The following is a 21,705-nucleotide window of genomic DNA, read 5'->3' on the forward strand; positions in this document are numbered from 1 at the left end:
GTCCGGAGCACGCGGCGTGATGCCGGCGTTCGGGATCTTCGGGACACCACTCAGCCCCGAGCAGTTACCCACCCCTGTCCTTCGCGCTGGCCGCCGTCGCCGGACGCCTACGCAACCAGAGCGGCGTCGCCGTCGCGATCGGGCTGTTCCGCCTTGCCGGATACGCCGGGCTGTGGGCCGCCCAGGCCGCGGCACCGTTGCTGTGGGCCTGCCTGCTCGGCGTCGCCAACTGCTCCTTCCCGCTGGCGCTCACGTTGATCGGAATGCGGGGCCGTGACAGCGCGACCGTGATCCGGCTGTCAGCCTTCGCGCAGAGCACCGGATACCTGCTGTCGATCCCCGGTCTCATCCTGGTGGGCGTTCTCTACGAGCACAGCGGCGGCTGGCAGGCTCCGCTCGTCCTCATGGCCCTGCTGATGCTGCCGCAGCTCGCAGCCGGCCTCATCGCGGTCGTGACCGTCAGATCGCCTGACAATTGCCTGCTCTGTCCATGATGCGGTCAGCGGTTTGACCGGTAACGGCGGTTCGGATGCTTTGCGGCCCATGCAGCGATCCGCACACCTGACGACTCGAGGTCATGTCGACCTGAAGCGTGTGTGCTCCGCGGCGTGTTACCGGGCCTGAACATACCTGCCCGCGCAGGCCTGCCACCGGGACAGCTCTCGCACCGGGACATCTCCCGCTTGGCCTCTTCGCGGGGCGCCCTTTCCCACGGGAGAAGCGACATTCTTCCGACCGCCGACCGTGCGTTCTGCACCTGTCCTGAGGGTCACGCTTTTCCCTTTGGTATCCGTAGTGATGTGTCACCGGTCGGAGTCATGCCGTGTGTCCGGCGCCAGCGTCGGCGTCGTATCTGAGTGCGTGGATCGAATACGTGACCTTTTCGTGGGGGAGTCGTTGATCGGATGACAGCATCACCGGCGGGCAGGGGGGCATCGATGAGCCGGAAACTGGCGCTCGCCGAGGGCGAGACTGCCCGCACCGCATGTGCCCGTGCCGTCCTGCGCACCGCAGTTGACGAGAAGACCGGCGAGCTACTGCCCCCACGGGTGCTGGCGGAGCGGGTCGGCTGGGTTGCCGGTCTGGTGTCCGGCATGGCCGGTGCGCTGCTCGCCGAGCACTGGAACACCTCCGACGTGGACCTGCTCGCCTCTGGGGAGGACGCGGGCGGTCGCAAGCTGCCGTCGAACGCCTGGATGGCCCTGCGGCGTCTGGGCTGGACCACCGCTGCGCCTGCGGGTGTGACGGTCAACGACCGCATCGTGCGCATGGCGCAGGAACAGGCCGGACGCACGCTGCGGGCGGCGAAGTGGCGCGCCGACCTCACTGCCGGAGTTCTCGCGACCTGGCCCGCTGATCCGGCCAAACGCACCGGTGAGGAATGGGATGCCGTCCGCGTGGCGGTGCCCGACGGGCAGTTCCTGCCCTCCACTGTGATCACCTCCCGCACCCGGCAGGCCTCCGCCTTCCACAGGCAGCACGGCCGCCTGCCGGTCGACGTGTTCGAGCTGGAGAGCGCACCCCGGACCGCCCGGATGCTGCTGCTGTCGGCGTGCGACCGGCAGCAGGCCACGCTCGCACGCGGCGACGAGCCGGGCCGGGCGCTGCTGCGCCTGCAACTGCCCACCCGCCCCGACCCGCACTCCTACCGGGACTGGACATGGGTGGCCTGCCCCGTCACGCTGCCGCCCACCATCCCCGCGAACGCGCTCCTGCACCTGCACCTGCCCACCCTGCGCATCCACCAGGGCCAAGTGCGGGCCGACCTCGCCTACACCCACGCTGTCGTGAAGGCGCAGCGAACCGGACACTCGGTCGCACTCGGCGTGGACTGGGGCCTCAACACACTGTTGTCCGCCGGGGCTGCCCGACTCCACGACAACGGGCGTATCACTGCCCTCGGCAGCGGGGGCATGCTCCGCGCCGCCGGCGTCCTGGCAAAACAGCACCGCCTGCGCCGCCTGTCCGAGCTCCTGCACGCCAAGACCGACCAACACCAGCGGCTCATGACCGGAAACGAGCAGCACCCGCTGGCCGCCAGGCACCAGCTCCTCACCGACGAGATCCGGCACATCTCCACCCGCCGGTCCAACCTCAACCACTCTCTGGCCTGGTCCGCCGCCCGCTGGGCCGTCGATCAGGCCATCGCCGCCGGCGCGAGCGTGATCTACGTCGAAGACTTGCGCTCCATGGAAGCACGCGGCATGGGCCGCACCATCAACACACGCCTGTCCCAGCAGGTGCGCGGGCAGATCCTCGACCGCATACGGCACCTCGCCGCCGAGGTAGCAATCGCCGTCGTGACGGTCCCGGCAAGGAACACCTCCCGGCACTGCCCCCACTGCCTGGTGCCGCTGCGGCACCGCAAGGCCCCCGACCGGCCCACCACACCCGGCTGGAAATGGGCCATCTGCCGCTCCTGCGGCTATCAGGGCGACCGCGATGCGGGCGCATGGAAACGCATCGCCGCACGCGGCCTCACCCACCAGGCCAAGACCATCGTCGACCGCACCACCAGCACCATGGTGATCCGTACGGTGGTCGACACACTCGAAGCCACAGCCGTCATCACCCCGACCACCAAGAAGACCAGCCGGGACCGGTCCAAGACCGGACCCACCCGGCCACGATCCACACGCCCCGCGCCCAGGCGACGCAGGGCACCCTCCCCCACCGGCCCATGCGGCCCGGCGGGCAAGCGTCCGGAGGGACACGCTCACACGGGCCGGATGCGGCTGCCCCGCGCAGCCCACCGGCACCAGGGCGTGACGACGATCAGCACACCCTTCCCCAAGCTCTCGGCTCCGCTCGAGCAGGGGAGACCCCATCCCGGCCGACACCGGCCACGAGGAGCAGCACGAGGCGCGGGCTTCCACCTGCACGCCCACGCCACCCCTCCACGGTGGGCACAACCCATACCAGACACCACGTCTGACATGGGATCGCTAGGCTGATTAGAGACGCTTCGTAGAGGAGCACGCACCGCGTCGCCCGCTGCCACCGAGCCTGGAAGACTTCCGCTGATGAGTCTCACTGCGCCTGCGCGTCGTGGTCCCACCCCGTTGCGTCGCTCGGACATCCCTGCCGCCGGGCCCGCCCGCCGTGTCTCCTCCGCGGGATCCGTCCTGAGCGCCATGCTCGACCACGGCCCCGTCGCCCGCTCCACCGTCGCCCGGCTCACCGGCCTCTCACCCGCGTCCGTGACCGGACACACCGGCTGGCTCCTGGCCCGCGGCCTCGTCCGCGAGAGTGCGGAGACCACCGGGCCGAAGGGACTGGGGCGGCCCCACATACCGTTGGAGATCGACACTAGCCACTATGTGGTGGCCGGCGCACATATCGCTGTCGCCCACTCGACCGTCTTCCTCATGGACCTGCGCGGTGGGCTTCTGGCGGTGGACCGTCGGCCGCACCGGGACACCGATGCGCAGCGGATACTCGGTGACCTGGTGACTCGTCTTCCCCGGCTGGTGGCGGCCCACGCGGCTGAGCGGGCCGTGCTCGCCCTGGGCGTGGCCACCGGACACCGGGTGGACCCGGAGGCCGGAGTGGTCATCGAGCACCAGCAACTCGGCTGGCGCGATGTGCCGGTACGCGACGTCCTCGCTGCGGCGACCGGGCTGGAGGTCCAAGTCGACAGTCACGCACGGGCGTTGGCGCGCGCCGAGCAGATGCTGGGCGAGGCCACCACCCGGGCCAGCACGGTGCTCCTGTTCGTCGGTGCGGTCGTGGACGCGGCGTTCGCCATCGCGGGGGCCATGCACCTCGGACCGCGCTCCGGGGCGGGCAGCGTGGCTCATCTGCCGCTCGGGTCGGCCGGTTCCAGTGGCGCCGAGCCGTGCTCGTGCGGGCGGTCCGGGTGCCTGCAGTCCGAGGTGTCGGAGCACGCCATGGTGCGGCAAGCGGCCGAACGGGGCCTGTCGGTCGGGTCGTTCACCGCGCTGCTGGAGCAGGCGCTGGCCGGTGAGGCGCGGGCGGTGGCGCTCTTCCGCCGTCGGGCGCGGCTTGTCGGTAGGGCAGCGGCACTGCTCCTGGACATGTTCGACCCCGAGGTCCTGGTGGTCGTCGAGCCTGGTGCGGGCCGGTTGCCGCAGTGCCTCGCCGATCTGCGGGCGGAAGTGGCCGAGCGCTCCTGGGTCTGCGACGACCCCGAACGAGCCGTGGTGCCGAGCAGTTTCACCGGATCGGTGTTGGCCACCGCCGGTGGTGCGGTGGCGTTGGAGGCGCTGTACGGGGACCCGCTGGGTCCCTGGCCCGCGCTGCCCGCCGTCTCCAGAGGGGTATTTCCGATCTCGACGCAATTCAGGGAGTTGCTTTGTTGACCGGCTCCCGGCCGGAGCGGGAAAATGGATTCATGACCGGTCGACAGACGAATCCCCAGCACCTGCCCTCAGTGGCAGTCCGCTGCCGGGTGTCTGTGCAGGTCGGCGTCTTCGCCCGGCGTTTCTGTTGTCGCTCCTGTCCTGGCCGCCGGTAAACCAGCGACTGATTTAGCCGAGTGCGCCGCACCTGAGTGCGTACATCTCTACGCCTGCGCGCCTCGTCTCCTCGGCCTGCCCGTTCTGAGTTGTCGTTCGCGCGCCGACTCTGCCTTTCGAAATACTCCATCCCAGGAGAGAAGTTGACTGTCACTGCGTCCTCGTTTTCCGCGGCATCCTCCGCCACGGGTATCGCGCCGAAGCGTTTCAAACAGGTATTCCGCAGGTATCCCGCCGGCGTCGTGGTCGTCACCGCGGACGCCGGCCTCGGGCCGGTCGGGTTCACCGCCACCTCGCTCACATCCCTGTCGCTCGAACCGCCGCTGGTCTCCTTCGCCGTCGGAACGACCACCTCCTCCTGGCCTCATATCGAGCGGGCCGCCACCGCAGTGGTCAACTTCCTCGGTGCCGAGCAACAGGCACTGGCCACCACGTTTGCCACCAGCGGCATCGACCGTTTCGCGGCGCCGACCAGCTGGCGGCGACTGCCGGAGGGCGAGACGGTACTCGACGACGTGGCCGGCTGGCTGCGGCTGGACATCGAGCAGCTCGTCCCGGCGGGCGACCACCGGATCGTCATTGCCCGGGTCGTGGACTCCTGGCTCGACGAGGGGCGCAGCCCGCTGCTGTTCCACGACGGCGCCTATCACTCCATCTGATCACTCTGCACAGCAGTTTCCCGCGCGACCCGCGCACCCAGGAACACCGCGACACGCTGCTCGCCGCCCTCGGTGTGGCGCAGCACCACCCCACCGCCCCTTGAGGAGACGACAGCTCATGTCACGCAAGACCGAAGACCGCACCGAAGCGCAGACGGAAGCCGAGACGCACACGGAACGCAACGCCGGCCGCAAGCCGCTGCACCTGAACGCGTTCCTCATGTCCACCGGTCACCACGAGGCCTCCTGGCGGCTCCCCGAGAGCCCGGCAGAGGCGAACGCGGACATCGAGCACTACAAGAACCTGGCCCGGATCGCCGAACGCGGCAAGCTGGACTCGCTGTTCCTCGCCGACAGCCCCGTCCTGATGGGTGATCCCGGCCGTCGGCCGGCGGCCAAGCTGGAGCCCACCGTCCTGCTGACCGCGCTGGCCGGGGCCACGCACCACATCGGCCTCATCGCCACCGCATCCACCAGCTACAACGAGCCGTACAACTTGGCCCGCCGGTTCGCCTCGCTGGACCATGTCTCCGGCGGCCGGGCCGGCTGGAACGTCGTCACCACCGCGGGCGCCGACGCGGCCCGCAACTTCGGCCTCGACGACACACCGCTGCACAAGGACCGCTACCGGCGGGCCGCGGAGTTCGTCGAGGTCTCCACCAAGCTGTGGGACAGCTGGGCGGACGACGCGGTGATCGCCGACAAGGGGGGCGGCGTCCACGCCCTGGCCGAGCGGGTTCGCCGCATCGACCACGTCGGTGAGTTCTTCCGGGTCGACGGACCGCTGAACGTACAACGTCCGCCCCAGGGCTACCCGTTGCTCGTCCAGGCAGGTTCCAGCGAGGATGGCAAGGACTTCGCCGCCCGGTACGCGGAGGCGGTGTTCACCGCGCAGCAGACCCTGGAGGAGAGCATCGCCTTCTACAAGGACGTCAAGCAGCGGGCCCAGCTGTTCGGCCGCAACCCGGACGGCCTCAAGATCCTGCCCGGCATCGTCCCCGTGATCGGCGACACGGAGACGGAGGCGCTGGAGCTGGACGCCGAGCTCGACCGGCTGATCGTCCCCGAGTACGCCAAGCGGCAGCTCGCCAAGACGTTGAAGATCTCCCCCGACGAGCTGGACCTTGATGCGGAGCTCCCCGAGAACCTCCCCACCGAGGACGAGATCGAGGGCGCGAAGAGTCGCTACACGCTCATCGTGGAGCTGGCCAGGCGTGAGCGGCTGACGGTGCGTCAGCTCATCGGGCGGCTCGGCGGCGGCCGCGGACACCGCACCTTCGCCGGTACGGCGGAGCAGGTCGCCGACACCATCGAGCACTGGTACGACAGCGGCGCGGCCGACGGCTTCAACATCATGCCCGCCGTGCTCCCCTCAGGCCTGGAGCTCTTCGTGGACCGGGTGGTGCCGATCCTCCAGGAACGCGGCCTGTTCCGCACCGAGTACACCGGCTCCACGCTGCGCGAGCACTACGGGCTCCCGCGCCCCGCTAACCGGCTGTTCGACACCGTCGACGCCGGCGAGGGCCACACCGGCATCGCCCTTGCGGCAGCCCGGTGACGGACTGTCCGCCTTCCCAGGAAACCAGTGCGCCCCAGGAGCCGTCGGCCCGGTGGGCCCGGCGGCTGCTGGGGTTCTGCCTGCGCCACCGCACCGACCTCCTGCTCGCCTTCGGTGCCGCCGTCGCCTCCGCCGTACTGCCCCCGAGGAGCGCAAGCCCGCGACTTTGCCCGACGGGCCTGGGCCTTCCGGGACTCACGGCCGCGCGCCCAGCGGCCAGGGCCGAACTCGTCGGCCCGGACATCCTGCTGCTCGACGAGGCGACCGCCTCGCTCGACCTGGCCACGGAACGCCGGGTCGCCGCGGCGACCGAGGCCCTGGCCCGTCGGCGTACGACCGTCGTCGTCGCCCACCGCCTGACCACCGCCGCCCGCGCCGACCGGGTGGTGGTCCTCGACGCGGGAACCGTCGCGGAAACCGGCACCCATGCCGAACTCCTCGCCGCGCGGGTCCCGTACCACCGTCTGCGGCAGGCCTTCGAACAAGGCGGCCGACCGGCCTCGGCGGTGGACCACCTGAAGATCAATCAACTCGTCAAGGAGAGTGCACGATGACGGAGTACCGCAATCTCGGACGTACCGGCGTCAAGGTCAGCCCGCTGTGCCTGGGCACCATGATGTTCGGAGGCCGGGGCAACTCGGACCATGCCGACAGCGTCCGGATCATCCACCACGCCCTGGACTCGGGCATCAACTTCGTCGACACCGCGGATGTGTACTCCGCGGGTGAGTCCGAGACCATCGTCGGCAAGGCCCTGTCCGGCGGGCGGCGCGACAACGTCGTGCTCGCCACCAAGTTCCACGGAAGCCTCGGCAGCGACCCCAACGAGCAGGGAAACAGCCGCCGTTGGATCATCCGCGAGGTGGAGAACAGCCTGCGGCGGCTCGGCACCGACTGGATCGACCTCTACCAGGTGCACCGCCCCGAGCCGGACACCGACTTCGACGAGACGCTCGGCGCGCTCACCCACCTGGTGCAGCAGGGCAAGATCCGCTACATCGGCACCTCCACCTTCGAACCCTCCGCCATCGTCGAGGGCCAGTGGATCGCGGAGCGCCGCGGCCGGGAACGCGTCGTGGCCGAGCAGCCCCCGTACTCCCTCCTGGCGCGCGGCATCGAACGCGAGGTCCTGCCGGTGGCGCAGCGGTACGGTCTCGGCGTGCTCTCATGGAGCCCCCTCGCGGGCGGCTGGCTCTCCGGGCGCTACCGGAAGGGCGCCGAGCAGCCCGCCTCAAGCCGCGCCGAACGCCAGGCGGCCCGCTTCGACATCACCTCACCGGAGAACGCCGCCAAGCTGGAGGCTGCCGAGGCCCTCGCCCGGCTGGCCGAGGGGGCCGGCCTCACCCTCGTGCAACTGGCCCTGGCCTTCGTCCTGGAACACCCCGGGATCACCTCGGCGATCATCGGGCCGCGTACCTTCGAACAACTGGAGAGCCAGCTGGGCGCCGACAAGGTACGGCTGAGCCGGGACGTACTCGACCGGATCGACGAGATCGTCCCGCCTGGAACCAACCTCTCGTCCCGCGACTCCGGTTACACCCCGCCCTCGCTCACCGACTCCGCGCTGCGCCGCCGTTCGTCGAACTGAGGCACACCGACGCAGCACCGGTGTGACACCCGTCCGCCGGCCCTCCGGGGCCGGCGGACTGTTGCCATGTCGGGGGTCAATAGTCGAGGTTCGGGTACCAGTCGCCGCGGCCCTGCGGGGTCAGGTCGAGGAGGTGCCAGACGGGGGCCAGGAGGTCGATGCCGCGCTCCTTGATGTCGTCGGCCATCCGTGGGTGGGCGGAGTAGGAATGGCGGACCGTGCCGTCGCCGTCGCGGGTGAAGACGGAGATGGTGGAGTCCTGTTCGCCGTCCTTGTCCTCGCTGCCCAGGTCGTACTTGAACGTGCTGTCGCCGCAGCTCAGGAGTCGTAGCCGGTCCCAGCCGCGGTTGCGGGCGTGCTGCCGCAGGGTGGGCAGGTCGGCGGCCGCTGCGATGGCGAAGTCGACATTGCGGGCGATGTGGTGAGCGATGCCGTTGTAGCCGTCGATCCACATCGTGCACATCGGGCAGGGTTCGGTCTGCAGCTTGCCGTACATGAGGTGGTACACGATCAGCGGGCGGTCCGGCGCGGTGAACAGGCCGCTCAGGGTGACCTCGCGGACCGGTGTGTCGCCGGCGTCGAGATCGGCGGGGCCCTCGGCGAAGACATAGTCGTCGACGGGCGGCCCCTGCGGCAGCGCCCGTCGCTGGGCCGCGACCTTCTCGCGGTGGCGCATGAGCTCGATCTCGGCCTGGCGCAGCTCTTCGCGGGCGGCGAGGTAGTCCTCTGATACCCCGGCCAGTCTGGTCTGCCGCAACATCGCGTCCTCCTGGGGTGGCCATCCCCCCGCTCCCCGCTCCGGATCCCGAGCTTTCGGCCATCGAGCGCCCAGCGCCCGCGTCCCCGAACCTGTCCTTCGAGTCTATGGCGGCGCCGAGGTTCGCCGACAGCTGAGCTGAAGCCCGGCTCGTGGGGTGATCCGAGGGGACCGAGGGTAACGGTCCCCTACGGAGGGTGGTCGCGGTGCCCGGGTCAGAAACGACAGCGAGCGGATCCGGGCAGGGGCGAGGTGCTCACTGCGCGATCGGCTGCCGCTCGTGGGGAATCTTCTCGCCTGCCTCGATCGCGACCGGGAGCCGGTTCTCGGCGGGCGGCAGCGGGCAGGTCGCGAAGTCGGTGTAGGCGCACGGCAGGTTGGCGGCGCGGTTGAAGTCCAGCACCACGGTGCCGTCGGGGCCGGGGGCGTCGATCTGCAGGGCGCGGTTGGCCGCGTAGGTGGTCACGCCGGAGGTCGCGTCGGTGAACAGCACCATGAGGCTGCCCGGTGTCCGCCCGTTGAACGCGGTCAGGCTCAGCGCACGGCCGTCGAGCTGGAAGTCGATCCGGCCGGGAGCGTCGTAGACGTGCTGCAGCCCTTCGACTGCGGCGCCCACGGTGGTCGGCCGCGGCTCGGCGAAGGGCGTGTAGCGGCCGGTGACCACCCAGCGAGGGTCCGGCGCATACGCGGGGGTCCCGGTGAACGCGGTGCGCAGTGGATGGTGCGGGTGCCGCGGCCGGATCAGGTCCTGGCCGCCGCGCTTGGCGATCTCGATCACCGCGTCTCCCCAGACGGCGTTGACGCCGCCGCGTTCCGGGATGACGCCGAAAGCGTGTCGTCCGTGTACCGCGGTGCCGTCGACGACGAGTTCCTCGCCCTCGCCGAGTACGACCGTGACGCCGTCGTCGCCCGTCGACCAGGTGCCGGGCGCATCCGGGAAGCTCTGGGGGTCGGTGGCCAGCCAGTGCAGGCCGGTGATGGCGAGGAATCCGTGCTCGTGGGCGAGGGCCGACTCCTGCCGGTGGTGCCATGCCTCCCACTCGGCGGCGAAGGTGTCGATGTCGGTGGGGGAGTCCTGGACGGTCATGTGTACTCCTGCGGAATGGGGCACGGATGGTCGGACACGGATGGTCGGACACGGATGGTCGGACACGGATGGTCAGAAGGGCATGCAGGGCGAGGGCGGGGGCGCGGATGCTCAGGGCCGAGCGGAGAAGGTCGGACGGGGACGGATCCCCCGGCAGACGACGGCGTCAGCTACGGCTACGGCTACGGCCGCGTCGACCGGGTGCGGCAACACAGTGCGCTGCTCACCCGGGCCAGATCGACGTGACGGCGGTACACATGCAGCGGGCACTCCAGGACACCGGGACCGGCATGCAGCCCGGGCCTCGCTCCTGTGTCCATCCCGCCACCTCGTCGGTTCCGCCCCTGTGGGGCCTCACGCTTACAGGACACTCGGTCCTGTCGGGTCGTCACCTGGAGCACCCCGCCGCGACAGAGGGTTGCCGGTCAGCCAGCCAGGGCTTGACGCTGACACTCGTCACCGCGTGCGACTCTAACGCTCGCAACGCGCAGCGGACAATCCCCGTCGACGAGCGTGCGCCATGTGATCCGTGGTCCCAGGACCAACCTGTTCGCGCACCTCTCTTGACACTCGCGCAACAACGATGGCAGCTTTTTTATCGATACAAACAACCCAGGCAACCGGTTTCCCTCCTCCGCCTGGTCACCGCAGGTACCGATCTCTCATCGCTGGTCCCGCCGGCCGGCAACCCGAAGCCCGTACAGCTCACGCACGCACCACGCCGACCTGGAGTACTCCGTGTCCAACGCCACCGCGATCATCAACCTCGACCTCGAGGGTCCGAAGATCAGCCGCCATCTCTACGGCCACTTCGCCGAGCATCTCGGCCGCTGCATCTACGGCGGCTTCTGGGTGGGGGAGGACTCGCCGATCCCCAACGAGGGCGGCATCCGGCTGGACGTCGTACAGGCCCTGCGAGCCCTGAACATCCCCAACCTGCGCTGGCCGGGCGGATGTTTCGCCGACGAGTACCACTGGAAGGACGGCATCGGCCCCCGGGACCAGCGTCCCAGGATGGTCAACACCCACTGGGGCAATGTCGAGGAGAACAACCACTTCGGCACCCACGAGTTCATGGCCCTGTGCGAGCTGCTCGGCGCCGAGCCGTACATCAGCGGCAACGTGGGCTCCGGCACCGTCCAGGAGATGAGCGAGTGGGTCGAGTACCTGACCCGCGAGGGCGACAGCCCGATGGTGCGGCTGCGCAAGGCCAACGGCCGCGAGGAGCCGTGGCGCGTGAAGTTCTGGGGCATCGGCAATGAGACGTGGGGCTGCGGCGGCAACATGCGCGCCGAGTACTCCGCCGACCTGGCCCGCCAGTACGCCACCTACTGCCGTGACCACGGCGACAACAAGCTCTACCGCATCGCCTCGGGCGCGTCCGATGCGGACTACAAGTGGACCGAGACGCTGATGCAGCAGATCAACTGCTTCGGCTGCGAGGCGACCCCGCGCACCTTCTTCCAGGGCATCTCCGTCCACTACTACACGCTGGCCGGTCCCTGGGAGGCGAAGGGCAGCGCCACCGGCTTCGACACGGACGATTACTACCGGACGATGGTCTCCGCGAGGAAGATCGACCGTATCCTCACCGGTCACTCGACGGTCATGGACTGCTACGACCCCGGCCGGAAGGTGGGCCTGGTCCTGGACGAGTGGGGCACATGGTGGGACGTCGAGCCGGGCACGAACCCCGGGTTCCTGTTCCAGCAGAACACCCTGCGCGACGCGCTGGTGGCGAGCACGCACTTCGACATCTTCCACAAGCATGCCAAGCGCCTGTACATGGCCAACATCGCCCAGACCGTCAACGTCCTGCAGGCGATGGTCCTCACGGACGGTGACGCGCTGGTCCTGACCCCGACCTACCACGTGTTCGAGATGAACAAGGGCCACCAGGACGCCGCCTCGCTCGCCGTCCATCTGCGCACGGACGATGCCCGCCGCACGGTCGGCGAGGCAGAGCTGGACACCCTGTCGGCCTCGGCCAGCGTCAAGGACGGCACGGTCCTCATCTCACTGTCCAACCTCGACGCCGAGGAGCCCGCCGAGGTGACCCTCGACCTGCGCGGCGGCTCCCTCGGTGAGGTGACGGCCCGCATCCTGACCGCCGACGGGCTCCAGGTCCACAACACCGCGGACACCCCGGGAGCGGTCAGCCCGCGCCCCTTCGACGGGCTGAAGGCGACCGACCAGGGCCTGGCCCTGACACTGCCGCCCCACTCCTTCCTCACAGTCCAGGCCCCGCTGGCCTGACCAGAGAGGACCAGCGCGATGAGCGAATCCGCGAGACCCCTCGAGACGGTCGTCGAGGTGGACACGGCGGCACCCGGCACCGCCATCTCGCCCGATCTGTTCGGGGTGTTCTTCGAGGACCTCAACCACGCGGCGGACGGCGGTCTCTACGCCGAGCTGGTGCAGAACCGGTCCTTCGAGTACACGCCCGCCCACCGGCCGGAATGGCACGCTCTGACCGCGTGGGAGTTGCTGGAGAGGGACGGCGCCGCCGGGTCGGTCGCGGTGTCCGCCGAGGCGCCGCTGCACCCGGCCAACCCGCACTACGCGGTGCTGCGCACCATCGCCGCTGGTGTGGCCGGCCGTGGGGCGGGGCTGCGAAACGAGGGCTTCGACGGTATCGCCGTCCGGGCAGGTGAGGCTTACGACGTCAGCCTCTTCGCCCGCCTGGCCGACGGCAGCGCGGACCGTCTGGTGGCGCAGATAGAGAGCCGGGACGGCAGCCGGGTGTACGGCCAGGCGGAGCTGGGTCCCGTACACGGGTCCTGGCAGCGGCACTCAGCGGTGATCACGTGTGAGGCGACGGACCCGGACGCCAGGTTCGCCGTGGTGGCGACCGGGGTCGGTACCGTCCATCTGGACCTGGTCTCGCTCTTCCCGCAGGCCACCTTCCGCCAGCGGCCCGGTGGCCTGCGTGCCGACCTGGCGCAGGCGATCGCGGATCTGAAGCCGAAGTTCGTGCGTTTCCCGGGCGGTTGCCTCGCGCACGGGCTGGGGCTCGGCAACATGTACCGCTGGCCCGAGACCATCGGGCCGCTGCACGAGCGCCGGCAGCAGCGCAACCTGTGGGGCTACCACCAGTCGATGGGCCTGGGCTACTACGAGTACTTCCAGTTCTGCGAGGACATCGGCGCCAAGCCCCTGCCCGTCGTACCGGCCGGAGTCTGCTGCCAGAACACCGACGTGACCGGCCAGGTCGGCATCCCCCAGGAGGAGATGTCCGCCTACGTCGCCGAGGTACTGGCCCTGGTGGAGTGGGCCAACGGCCCCGCCGACTCGCACTGGGGCGCCCTGCGCGCTGCCGCCGGGCACCCCGAGCCGTTCGGCCTCGAATACCTCGGGGTCGGCAACGAGGACGCCATCACCGACACCTTCCGCGACCGGTTCTCCCGTATCCACAACGCCCTGCGCGAGCACCATCCCGAGATCACGGTCGTCGGCACCGTCGGCCCGTCCCCAAGCGGCGAGGACTGGGAGAAGGGCTGGGCGTTCGCCCGCGAACAGCGCGTCCCCATCGTCGACGAGCACTCCTACAAGTCCCCGCGCTGGTTCCTGGAGAACACCCGCCGCTTCGACGCGATGGACCGCGAGGGCCCGCACCTGTACATCGGCGAGTACGCGGCCCGGGACAACGACATGCGTAGCGCCATCGCCGAGGCGGCCTACATGATCGCCATGGAGCGCGACGGCGACGTCGTCCGGCTGGCCTCCTACGCCCCACTGCTCGCCAAACGCGGCCACACCCAGTGGCTGCCGGACCTGATCTACTTCGACAACACGAACGTCTGGCCCACCCTCAACTACCACGTCCAGCGAATGCATTCGGTGAACTCGGGGGACACCGCCCTGCCCGTCACCGTCGTAGGAGCACCCCAGGCCAGGCCCGTTCCGGCGGCTACCCGGCACGGGGTCCACATCGGTACGAGTTCCGACACCCGGGCCGAGTTCACCGATGCGCGCCTCGGCCCCCTGGGCGTCGAAGCGGCACCGGCCCCGGATTTCGCCGACTGGGTCGCCGAGTCCGGCAGTTGGGAGCCGGACGGTGACGGTCGCATCCGGCAGACTGCCAACGGACCAGGCGCCAGCCTGGTCCTGGCCGACGCCGTGGACGGCCCGTCCTACGCCTTCTCGGTGCGGGCCAGGAAGACCGGCGGCGGCGAGGGCTTCACCATCGGCTTCGCCGCGACCTCGCCCGGCAACTGGTACCAGTGGACGGTCGGCGGCTGGCGCAATGTCTTCACGCGGCTCCAGCGCGTGGACGACGGTGTGGAGCACGACCTCAACGACCCCGTGGCCGTCCCGATCGAGACCGGCCGCTGGTACGACCTGCGGGTCGAAGTGGACGGCCGGCGTATCCGCTGCTACCGCGACGGCGAGCTTGTCCACGACTTCGAGGACGCCCGCGCGACCCCGGAGGCCTTCGCCGTCTCGGCCGTGCGCGACAGCGCTGCCGGTGACGTGATCGTCAAGATCGCCAACTCGACGCCCGAGCCAGTGGCCGTTCGTCTCCGTGTGGCTGGCGCGGACGCCGACGCCGGGTTCGTGCGGACCGTCCTCGCCGCACCGCCACACGCCACCAGCCGGTTCGGGCTCGCCCCGGCCGCCCCCGTCGAGGACCGCCTGCCCGGGCCGGTCTGCGACATTCCGCCGCACTCCTTCACCGTCCTCCGCCCGCCAAGGTGACTTCACCGTCTCCGCACCCGTCCAGGAAACGATCAGCCATGACTCGACCCGCACGTCCGATCCCCGAACGACACCTGCGTCCGCCGATGGGCTGGAACAGCTGGGACTGCTACGGCACCACCGTCACCGAGGAAGAGGTCCTCGCCAACGCGACCTTCATGCACGACCACATGCTCGAGCACGGCTGGGACACCGTGGTCGTGGACATCCAGTGGTACGAGCCCACGGCCCGCGCCCACGGCTACAACCCGGACGCCCCACTGCTCCTCGACGACCACGGCCGCCAACTGCCTGTGCCGAAGCGGTTCCCCTCGGCGGCGGACGGTGCGGGATTCGGGCCGCTGGCCGACCGCGTGCACCAACTCGGCCTGCGTTTCGGCCTGCACATCATGCGCGGCATCCCGCGCCGCGCCGTCGCCGCCCGCCTGCCCGTGGCGGGCACCGCCTGGACCGCCGACGAGATCGCCGACACCGACTCGGTCTGCCCCTGGAACAGCGACAACTACGGCCTGAACCACGACCACCCGGGCGCCCAGGCGTACTACGACGCGCAGGTCGCCCAGTTCGCGCGGTGGGGTGTGGACTTCATCAAGGCCGACGACATGCTCTTCCCGTACCACGAGCGGGAGATCGCCGCCTACGCCCGGGCCATCGCCCGCAGCGGGCGGCCCATCGAGCTCAGTCTGTCGCCCGGCACCGACGTCTCCCTCGCCCACCTCGACCATCTGCGGGACAACGCCACCATGTGGCGCGTCTGCGACGACCTGTGGGACCGGTGGGAGGACGTCGAGGCCCAGTTCGGCCGCATGGCCCGGTGGGCCCCGTGGCAGAGCGAACGCGGCTGGGCGGACGCCGACATGCTGCCTTTGGGCCGTATCGGTATCCGGGCCGAGCGGGGCGACGACCGCCTGTGCGGCCTCACCCGCCCCGAGCAGATCAGCCTGCTGACGCTGTGGCTGATCTCCCGCTCCCCGCTGATGATGGGCGGCGACCTGCCCAGCAGCCCGCCGGAGACGATCGAACTGCTCACCAACGACGAAGCACTCGAAGTCCTGTGGCACAGCAGGGACAACCGCGAGGTTCTCCGCGAGAACGACCTCGTCCTGTGGACGGCCGGCGACACCGACGGGCGCACCCGCTACGCCGCCGTGTTCTCCCTGGCCGGCACCCCCGAGCGCGTCGCTGTCCCGCTCGGCTCCATCGGCGCCCGCCCCGGCGACCGGATCCGGGAGCTGTGGACCCACACCGACACCGCGCACGACGGCCGCCACCTGCACGTGGACCTGCCGGCCCACGGAGCGGCTCTCTACCGCCTCACCGAGGCCGACAGCACCGCCTGAGAGCGGCGAAGCCCTGCTCACCAGGCCGGTGACGCCCAAGCTGTACGAGGCCGGTGCGTCCGTAGTCCGCGGGCGTACCGGCCTGGTACGGCACGGCGGCCGGTGGTGGACGGTGCGTCCGTCGGCGACTCGGCAGGGCTACGACGCAGGTGAAGGCCTAGCATGGCGGCGGGCGAGAGTCCCAAGACGCAGACCGGGGGTGAACGTGGCGACGATCCAGGACGTGGCGAAGGCGGCCGGAGTCTCACCGATGACCGTCTCGAACGTCATCAACGATCATCCCAACGTGCGCAGGTCGACGCGGGAGAAGGTCCTCGAGGCGATGGCCCGGCTCGACTACCGCGTCAACGTCGCTGCCCGCAATCTGCGCACCGGCCGGACCGGCACCGTCGGACTCGCGGTACCCGAGGTCAACAGCCCCTACTACGGTCGCTTGGGCGCCGCCATCATCACCGCGGCCCAGCGGCACAACCTCCGGGTGAGCATCGAGCAGACCGGCGCGTCGCGGGAGAACGAGCTGGACGCGCTGTCCTTGTCGCGCAACCGGCTCTACGACGGGCTCATCCTCAGCACCGTCGGTATGGGGCCGGCCGACGTCGAGCTGCTCAAGGTGGACTACCCGGTGGTCATCCTGGGCGAGCGGATCTTCGGCGGTCCCGTCGACCACGTCGCCATGCCGAATGTCGACGCGTCGGAGGCCGCCACCCGCCATCTGATCGAGCGGGGCTGCCGACGCATCGCGATCCTGTGCGGTGTGGTGGGCGAGGAGACCGACGTGTCCAGCCTCCGCCTCGCGGGCTACCGTCAGGCGCTGCAGAGCGCCGGCCTGCCAGAGGACCCCGCCCTCGTGCAGAGCGTGGAGACGCTCACCATGCAGGATGGTGCGCGGCGTGCCCGGGAGATGGTGGAGACCGGGCTCGACTTCGACGGCGTCTTCTGCGTGACCGACACGGTGGCCATGGGGGTGCTGCGTGGCCTGGCCGACGCCGGGGTACGGGTGCCGGAACAGGTCAAGGTGATCGGCTTCGACAACGTCCAGGAGAGCGAGTTCCTCATCCCCTCGCTGTCCACCATCGACCCGGACCACGACACGATGGCGCAGCGGGCGGTCGACCTCCTGGCCAGACGGATCCAGCAGAACGAACCAGGGGCGGACCGCGAAGAGTTCGTCAGCCCCTTCTCCGTGGTGATCCGGGAGTCGACGGGCGGCTGAACCGCGCTCCGGGCGCAACTCACGGAGTCACGTCCGCGGCATGCTTGCGGCGGCTCGGGATGAGGCCGCCGGCCGCGCCCAGCGAGACCAGGCCCATGGCAGCGGACGTGATGATCCCCTTCACGCCGTCCATGGTGACGTAAATGGCCGCGGCTGTGGCGCCGTTGAACAGGAACAGGAACCAGAGCGTGGACGGCTTCGACAGGAACGCCTTGATCTTCGGTTTCTTCGCGATACGCGAGCCGGCGAGGAGCGCTACGGCGCTGCCGGCGTAGGTGGCCACGTCCTTCTGCGTGCCGTCGAGGACCGCGCCCGCGGCCCCGCCGGCGGCGAGGCCGCCCACGAAGAACGACCAGAGCAGCAGGTCGGCGACGAACGTCTTCACTGGGGCGAGCGGCGATGTCATGGGGGTTTCCTTCCGGAGGGGGACACGTCGGTCTCTCGCCGACGTGCACCAGGTTCTCCGGCCGGCTCCCCTCCCGTCGTCGTGCTCCTGCATGGAGCCGGGATACTGGGATCGCAGTACAGCGAGGTGCTCGGCCGTACGTCCGCAGGAACAACACCCGGGTTCCGTAGGCCCCGGCCCGCGACGGGCGGGCCAGTCGCTCCCGCGTTGCAGGACACCCGCGGCGGCGTGACACTACTGGTGAGTGAAACTGCTGGTGGCGCGCCCGCCGGCGTCCCGGTGAAGGGGCGCGTAACCGAGCATCCACAGTCCCATGGGCGCATCGCTCTCCGTCATCTGTTGTCCTAGTCCACGGATGGAGCGGCTCCATGCACTCCCTCAAGCGAACAATGGGGGCATCCGCCCTGGCGATGCTGGGCTTCCTCGCCACGGCGGCCGCTCCGACCGGTGCCGCGATCCCGGCACGGACCGGGCAGGCTGCTCAGCCTCCCGAGGTCTCCTGCGGATGGCCCGCCGTCGTCCGGCCCGGCAGGCTGAACTTCGCCTTCCCCGAGACGAACGCCACCTACTGGATCATGCCCTACCACCTCAGAGAGGGAGAGCAACTGGTGGCGCAGGGAACCTACCCGTCCGCCCGGTTCATGTCCCTGACGTCGTACAACATCAAGGCCGCTCCCATCGACTCGCTCGCCGACCACCAGATCTCCGCGAGCTCCGGCAGCAAGAACCCGTTCGCCGTGGCCGATGCCGGTACCGATCCCGCCCAGCACCGGTTCAGCGTCACGCTGAAGCCTGGCGTGGCGGCCGGCTCCGGCAACAACACCATCGCCGCCACCACGGGCAACGCCGCTTCCGGTTCAGGTTTCCTCGTACTGAGGATCTACGTGCCGAACAACGCATCCGACCCGACGGGCGGGGTCCCCCTTCCCGCGCTGTCGAAGCAGGACAAGGACGGCAGTACCAGCACCATCGACACCTGTCCCGACGCCGGTTCAGCCCAGGGCCAGGCCGGCCCGCTGGCCGGGTTTCTCAGGCAGCTGGTGAAGGAGAACGCGCCTCCCGGAGGCTTCGAGGGATGCGGCAAGTCCACCGCGAACGCCCCCGCTTTCGCACTGCCCAACAAGGCCGCGGGATACTTCCCCAACCCGTACAACAAGTACCTCTGCACCCCGATCGCTTATGAGCCAGGCCGCGTCGCAGTGATCCGGGGCAAGGCGCCGACGTTCCCCAACACCAGCGAGGGCCAGTCGGTACTCACGAAGACCCAGCTCCGGTACTGGTCGCTCTGCCAGAACCAGTGGCAGCTGCCCTACCCGGTGAGTTCCTGCGCCGCCGACTTCCAGACGGCCCTGGACAAGGACGGGCGCTACACCTTCGTGGTCTCGGCGCCGGAGGACCGACCCGCCAACGCGACCGCCGACAACAAGGTGACCTGGATCTCCTGGGGTCCCACCGACGTCACGGGGATGCTGCTCTTCCGGAACATGCTCCCGGCCGAGGACTTCCCCAACGCCGTCCAGAACGTTCCGCTCGGCGCGGACCCGGCCGCGACCATGGGCCCCTACCTCCCGACCATCACCTACTGCACCAAGGATCAGTTCGCCAAGGGCGGCCCGGACGCCTGCCCGACCCCCAGCTGATCAGCTCCCGTCACAACTCCCGTAAGGGCTCGGCGACTCCGCGCAACGCAGGAAGGCGGGGTCGTCGACGCCGGTCCTGGCCCTCCACCCGCGTACCGGCACCTCCGTCAGACGAGCTCGACGGGGTGGATGTCGGTGCGGGCGATCGCCGCGTCCCGCTCGCCGGCCAGGGCGGTACGACGCTCGTCGGCCATGAAGCCGTCGTATCCGGCCTGGGAGGCGAATTCGATCAACTGGACCTCGGTGGGCGCACCTTCCGCGCCGTTGGTACGGGCCCGCTGCAGTACCCGGCCGCCGTGCTCGCCGAGCAGAGCCAGGACCTTGTCCTCATACGCGACCAATGCCTCCGCGGCACCCGCCCGGGCCCACAACAGCACACACAGTTGAACCGTCACGGTGCCGACCCTATAGCGCGGTTGAAAACCGCTGCGACGTTGTTTCTCGGAGGTGACGTGGCGAAACCCCGCGCGCAGCTGGTCCGGCGGGCGCGCGGGGTCTTCCAGGCCGGGCGGATCAGACCCCGGTGTCGGTGTCGGGGTCGGCGGCGTCGGGAACGAGTACCGCGCGGCCGCGGATCCGTCCTGCTTCGAGTTCGTCGACGCCTCCAGCGCCTGGTTCCTCAGGGCCGGGCAAGCAGCGTACGGACCGACTCGGCGTTGAGCGCCAACGCATCAGGGTCCCCGGCGTCCACGACCAGCGACAGCTCCTCCTCCGGCCAACGCGCGGCGATCACACCGAGCGGCACCCGGCGGTACGCCGGGATATCAGGCAGCGTCCTGGTCATCCGGGGCTCCGAGGTGAAGACGGGCACGACCTGCGCGCCGTCGGACTGCTCGACGACCGGCAAGGTCAGGGTCAGCCCGTCGTCCCCCTGCGGCTCGTCGTCGGCCGGGGCGGGCACCGGTACGAGGACCTCGGAACCGGCCAGCGTGTCCATGGCGGTCTGTATCTGCGACTCGTCATCGGTGTTGTGGACCAGGACCTTCAGGGCCTGCTGAGCTTGTTCCGGGTTCGGGGAAGGGAAGTCGGTCACGTTCTGTCCTCATCGTCGCGGCGACCACAGCGTGTCGCGGTGCAGGGAGCGACCGTCGCGTACCCAGCCTCCCGCGGCCCATGCCTGACTCCTCCGCTTTCCACCCCGTGGCGTCGCGGCCCCGGCGCGGCACCCCGCCGCGCCGGGAGATCGTGTCAGAGACGCGCCGGCAGCCACCGCAGCTGCTCCGCCTGCTGGAACGGGCCGCCCCCTTCATGGTCGTTGAAGTCGTACACCGCTATCTCCTTGTCGGAGTGGGCCCAGGCGTTGAAGGCCCCGAACACGGTGGACGGCGGGCAGGTCTGGTCCTCCAGGGCGACGGAGAACAGGGCAGGGCTCCGGCCCCGCGCGGCGAAGTGGACGCCGTCGAAGTAGGCGAGCGTGCGCATCACCTGCTCGGTACGGCCGCGGTGGACCTTGAGGTACCGGCCCACTTCCCGGTACGGATCGCGGTCGGTGATCGTCGTCGCGCGGGGGAAGTCGCACAGGAACGGCACGTCCGGAGCGATCGCGGCGAGGTCCGGCACCAGTCCGCCGACGGCCAGGGTGATGCCGCCGCCCTGGCTGGCGCCCACGGCCGCGGTGCGGGAGGCGTCGATGAGCGGATGGGACCGCGCGGCCTCGACCGCCCGTACGGCGTCGGTGAACACCCGCCGGTAGTAGTAGCTCTCGGGGGCCTCGATACCGCGCGTCATGAAGCCCGGGTGCGCGGGGCCGCTGCCCGCCGGATCGGGGGTGTCGCCGCCGGACCAGCCGCTGCCCTGGCCCCGGGTGTCCATCACGAAGTGCGCGAAACCGGCCGAGGCCCACAGCAGATGCGTGTGGGGCAACCCGCGGCCGCCGCCATAGCCGATGAACTCGACGACCGCCGGCAGCGGCTCCGTCGTCCCGGCGGGCAGCGTCAGCCAGCCCTTGACGGGATGCCCGCCGAACCCGGCGAACGTCACATCGAACACCTCGACGTTCTTGAGACCGGTCTCGACCGGCTCGAAGCGGGCGTCCAGATCGTGGACACGTGCCTCTTCCAGGGTCTTCGCCCAGAAGGCGTCGAAGTCGTCGGGTTCGACCGACGCGGTGCGATAGCTGCGAAGCTCGTCGAGGGGCAGGTCGAACAGGGCCATGCGGGTCGCCTTTGCTGCTAGGTGAGCGGGATGATCACACCGTACGAGCCGCGGCCCGGCTGGAGAAGGGGTGCGAAAGCGCTTTCTCCGGCAGAGACCTCCATGGGCCGCACAAAGCGTACGCCGA

Annotated in this window: 17 protein-coding genes, 1 pseudogene and 1 riboswitch; of the genes and pseudogenes, 12 read left to right on the top strand and 6 right to left on the bottom strand. The window is 70.0% G+C overall.

Going from position 1 to position 21,705, the window contains the following annotated elements:
• The first annotated feature begins 197 nt into the window (after positions 1-197).
• The 7 genes and pseudogenes from ABT009_RS34865 (at position 198) to ABT009_RS34895 (ending at position 8,283) form a co-directional block, all read left to right on the top strand.
• The gene (locus ABT009_RS34865) at positions 198-494 is read left to right on the top strand and encodes an MFS transporter (RefSeq protein WP_351304338.1); all 297 of its coding nucleotides are present in this window, start codon (positions 198-200) and stop codon (positions 492-494) included.
• A gap of 444 nt (positions 495-938) precedes the next feature.
• The gene (locus ABT009_RS34870; protein ID WP_351304341.1) at positions 939-2,954 is read left to right on the top strand and encodes a zinc ribbon domain-containing protein; all 2,016 of its coding nucleotides are present in this window, start codon (positions 939-941) and stop codon (positions 2,952-2,954) included.
• Positions 2,955-3,020: 66 nt separating this feature from the next.
• Complete coding sequence (locus ABT009_RS34875) at positions 3,021-4,322, top strand: ROK family protein (RefSeq protein ID WP_351304559.1); 1,302 nt, start codon at positions 3,021-3,023, stop codon at positions 4,320-4,322.
• 299 nt (positions 4,323-4,621) lie between these two features.
• Positions 4,622-5,137 (top strand): flavin reductase family protein, encoded by a 516-nt coding sequence (locus ABT009_RS34880; protein ID WP_351304344.1) that lies wholly within the window; start codon positions 4,622-4,624, stop codon positions 5,135-5,137.
• Between the two features lie 118 nt (positions 5,138-5,255).
• Entirely contained in the window at positions 5,256-6,695 is a 1,440-nt protein-coding gene (locus ABT009_RS34885) for an LLM class flavin-dependent oxidoreductase (RefSeq protein ID WP_351304346.1), read from the top strand.
• A gap of 215 nt (positions 6,696-6,910) precedes the next feature.
• Positions 6,911-7,249 (top strand): annotated as a pseudogene (locus ABT009_RS34890) (hypothetical protein); the annotation flags it as partial.
• Positions 7,246-8,283 carry an aldo/keto reductase gene (locus ABT009_RS34895; RefSeq protein ID WP_351304348.1) on the top strand — a complete coding sequence of 346 codons (1,038 nt, stop codon included), beginning with the start codon at positions 7,246-7,248 and terminating at the stop codon, positions 8,281-8,283. The pseudogene ABT009_RS34890 and the gene ABT009_RS34895, both read left to right, overlap by 4 nt.
• 76 nt (positions 8,284-8,359) lie before the next feature.
• Here ABT009_RS34895 and ABT009_RS34900 read toward each other — a convergent pair whose 3' ends face one another.
• Both ABT009_RS34900 and ABT009_RS34905 read right to left on the bottom strand, forming a co-directional pair.
• Positions 8,360-9,043 carry a DUF899 family protein gene (locus tag ABT009_RS34900; protein ID WP_351304351.1) on the bottom strand — a complete coding sequence of 228 codons (684 nt, stop codon included), beginning with the start codon at positions 9,041-9,043 and terminating at the stop codon, positions 8,360-8,362.
• 253 nt (positions 9,044-9,296) lie between these two features.
• Positions 9,297-10,127, bottom strand: coding sequence for a DUF1684 domain-containing protein (locus ABT009_RS34905; RefSeq protein ID WP_351304354.1), 831 nt, complete (start codon positions 10,125-10,127; stop codon positions 9,297-9,299).
• A gap of 351 nt (positions 10,128-10,478) precedes the next feature.
• A riboswitch (SAM riboswitch) is annotated at positions 10,479-10,588 on the bottom strand.
• 277 nt (positions 10,589-10,865) lie between these two features.
• On the opposite strand from ABT009_RS34905, the gene ABT009_RS34910 reads away from it, so the two are divergent.
• From ABT009_RS34910 to ABT009_RS34925, 4 genes are all read left to right on the top strand, one after another.
• Entirely contained in the window at positions 10,866-12,383 is a 1,518-nt protein-coding gene (locus tag ABT009_RS34910; protein ID WP_351304357.1) for an alpha-N-arabinofuranosidase, read from the top strand.
• Positions 12,384-12,401: 18 nt separating this feature from the next.
• Entirely contained in the window at positions 12,402-14,825 is a 2,424-nt protein-coding gene (locus tag ABT009_RS34915; RefSeq protein ID WP_351304360.1) for an alpha-L-arabinofuranosidase family protein, read from the top strand.
• A 38-nt stretch (positions 14,826-14,863) separates the two neighbouring features.
• The gene (locus ABT009_RS34920) at positions 14,864-16,165 is read left to right on the top strand and encodes a glycoside hydrolase family 27 protein (protein WP_351304362.1); all 1,302 of its coding nucleotides are present in this window, start codon (positions 14,864-14,866) and stop codon (positions 16,163-16,165) included.
• A 205-nt stretch (positions 16,166-16,370) separates the two neighbouring features.
• Positions 16,371-17,378 (top strand): LacI family DNA-binding transcriptional regulator, encoded by a 1,008-nt coding sequence (locus tag ABT009_RS34925; RefSeq protein WP_351304364.1) that lies wholly within the window; start codon positions 16,371-16,373, stop codon positions 17,376-17,378.
• Between the two features lie 19 nt (positions 17,379-17,397).
• Here ABT009_RS34925 and ABT009_RS34930 read toward each other — a convergent pair whose 3' ends face one another.
• Positions 17,398-17,784, bottom strand: a complete 387-nt coding sequence (locus tag ABT009_RS34930; RefSeq protein WP_351304367.1) for a hypothetical protein — start codon at positions 17,782-17,784, stop codon at positions 17,398-17,400.
• A 368-nt stretch (positions 17,785-18,152) separates the two neighbouring features.
• Between ABT009_RS34930 and ABT009_RS34935 the strand changes: the two genes are divergently transcribed.
• On the top strand, positions 18,153-19,424 hold the full coding sequence (locus tag ABT009_RS34935) for a hypothetical protein (protein WP_351304370.1): 1,272 nt from the start codon (positions 18,153-18,155) through the stop codon (positions 19,422-19,424).
• Positions 19,425-19,531: 107 nt separating this feature from the next.
• Here ABT009_RS34935 and ABT009_RS34940 read toward each other — a convergent pair whose 3' ends face one another.
• The 3 genes from ABT009_RS34940 to ABT009_RS34950 all read right to left on the bottom strand — a co-directional run bounded on the left by ABT009_RS34940 (position 19,532) and on the right by ABT009_RS34950 (position 21,578).
• Positions 19,532-19,819: a DUF1330 domain-containing protein gene (locus ABT009_RS34940; protein WP_351304373.1), complete on the bottom strand. Its 288-nt coding sequence runs from the start codon at positions 19,817-19,819 to the stop codon at positions 19,532-19,534.
• A gap of 224 nt (positions 19,820-20,043) precedes the next feature.
• A complete protein-coding gene (locus tag ABT009_RS34945; RefSeq protein ID WP_351304376.1) occupies positions 20,044-20,457 on the bottom strand; it encodes an SseB family protein in 414 nt (137 codons plus the stop codon).
• Positions 20,458-20,612: 155 nt separating this feature from the next.
• Positions 20,613-21,578, bottom strand: coding sequence for an acetylxylan esterase (locus tag ABT009_RS34950; RefSeq protein ID WP_351304379.1), 966 nt, complete (start codon positions 21,576-21,578; stop codon positions 20,613-20,615).
• Between the last annotated feature and the right edge of the window lie 127 nt (positions 21,579-21,705).

Origin of the sequence: Streptomyces sp. NPDC002896 (assembly GCF_040295225.1) — a bacterium.
In the GTDB taxonomy this organism is placed as follows: Bacteria; Actinomycetota; Actinomycetes; order Streptomycetales; family Streptomycetaceae; genus Streptomyces.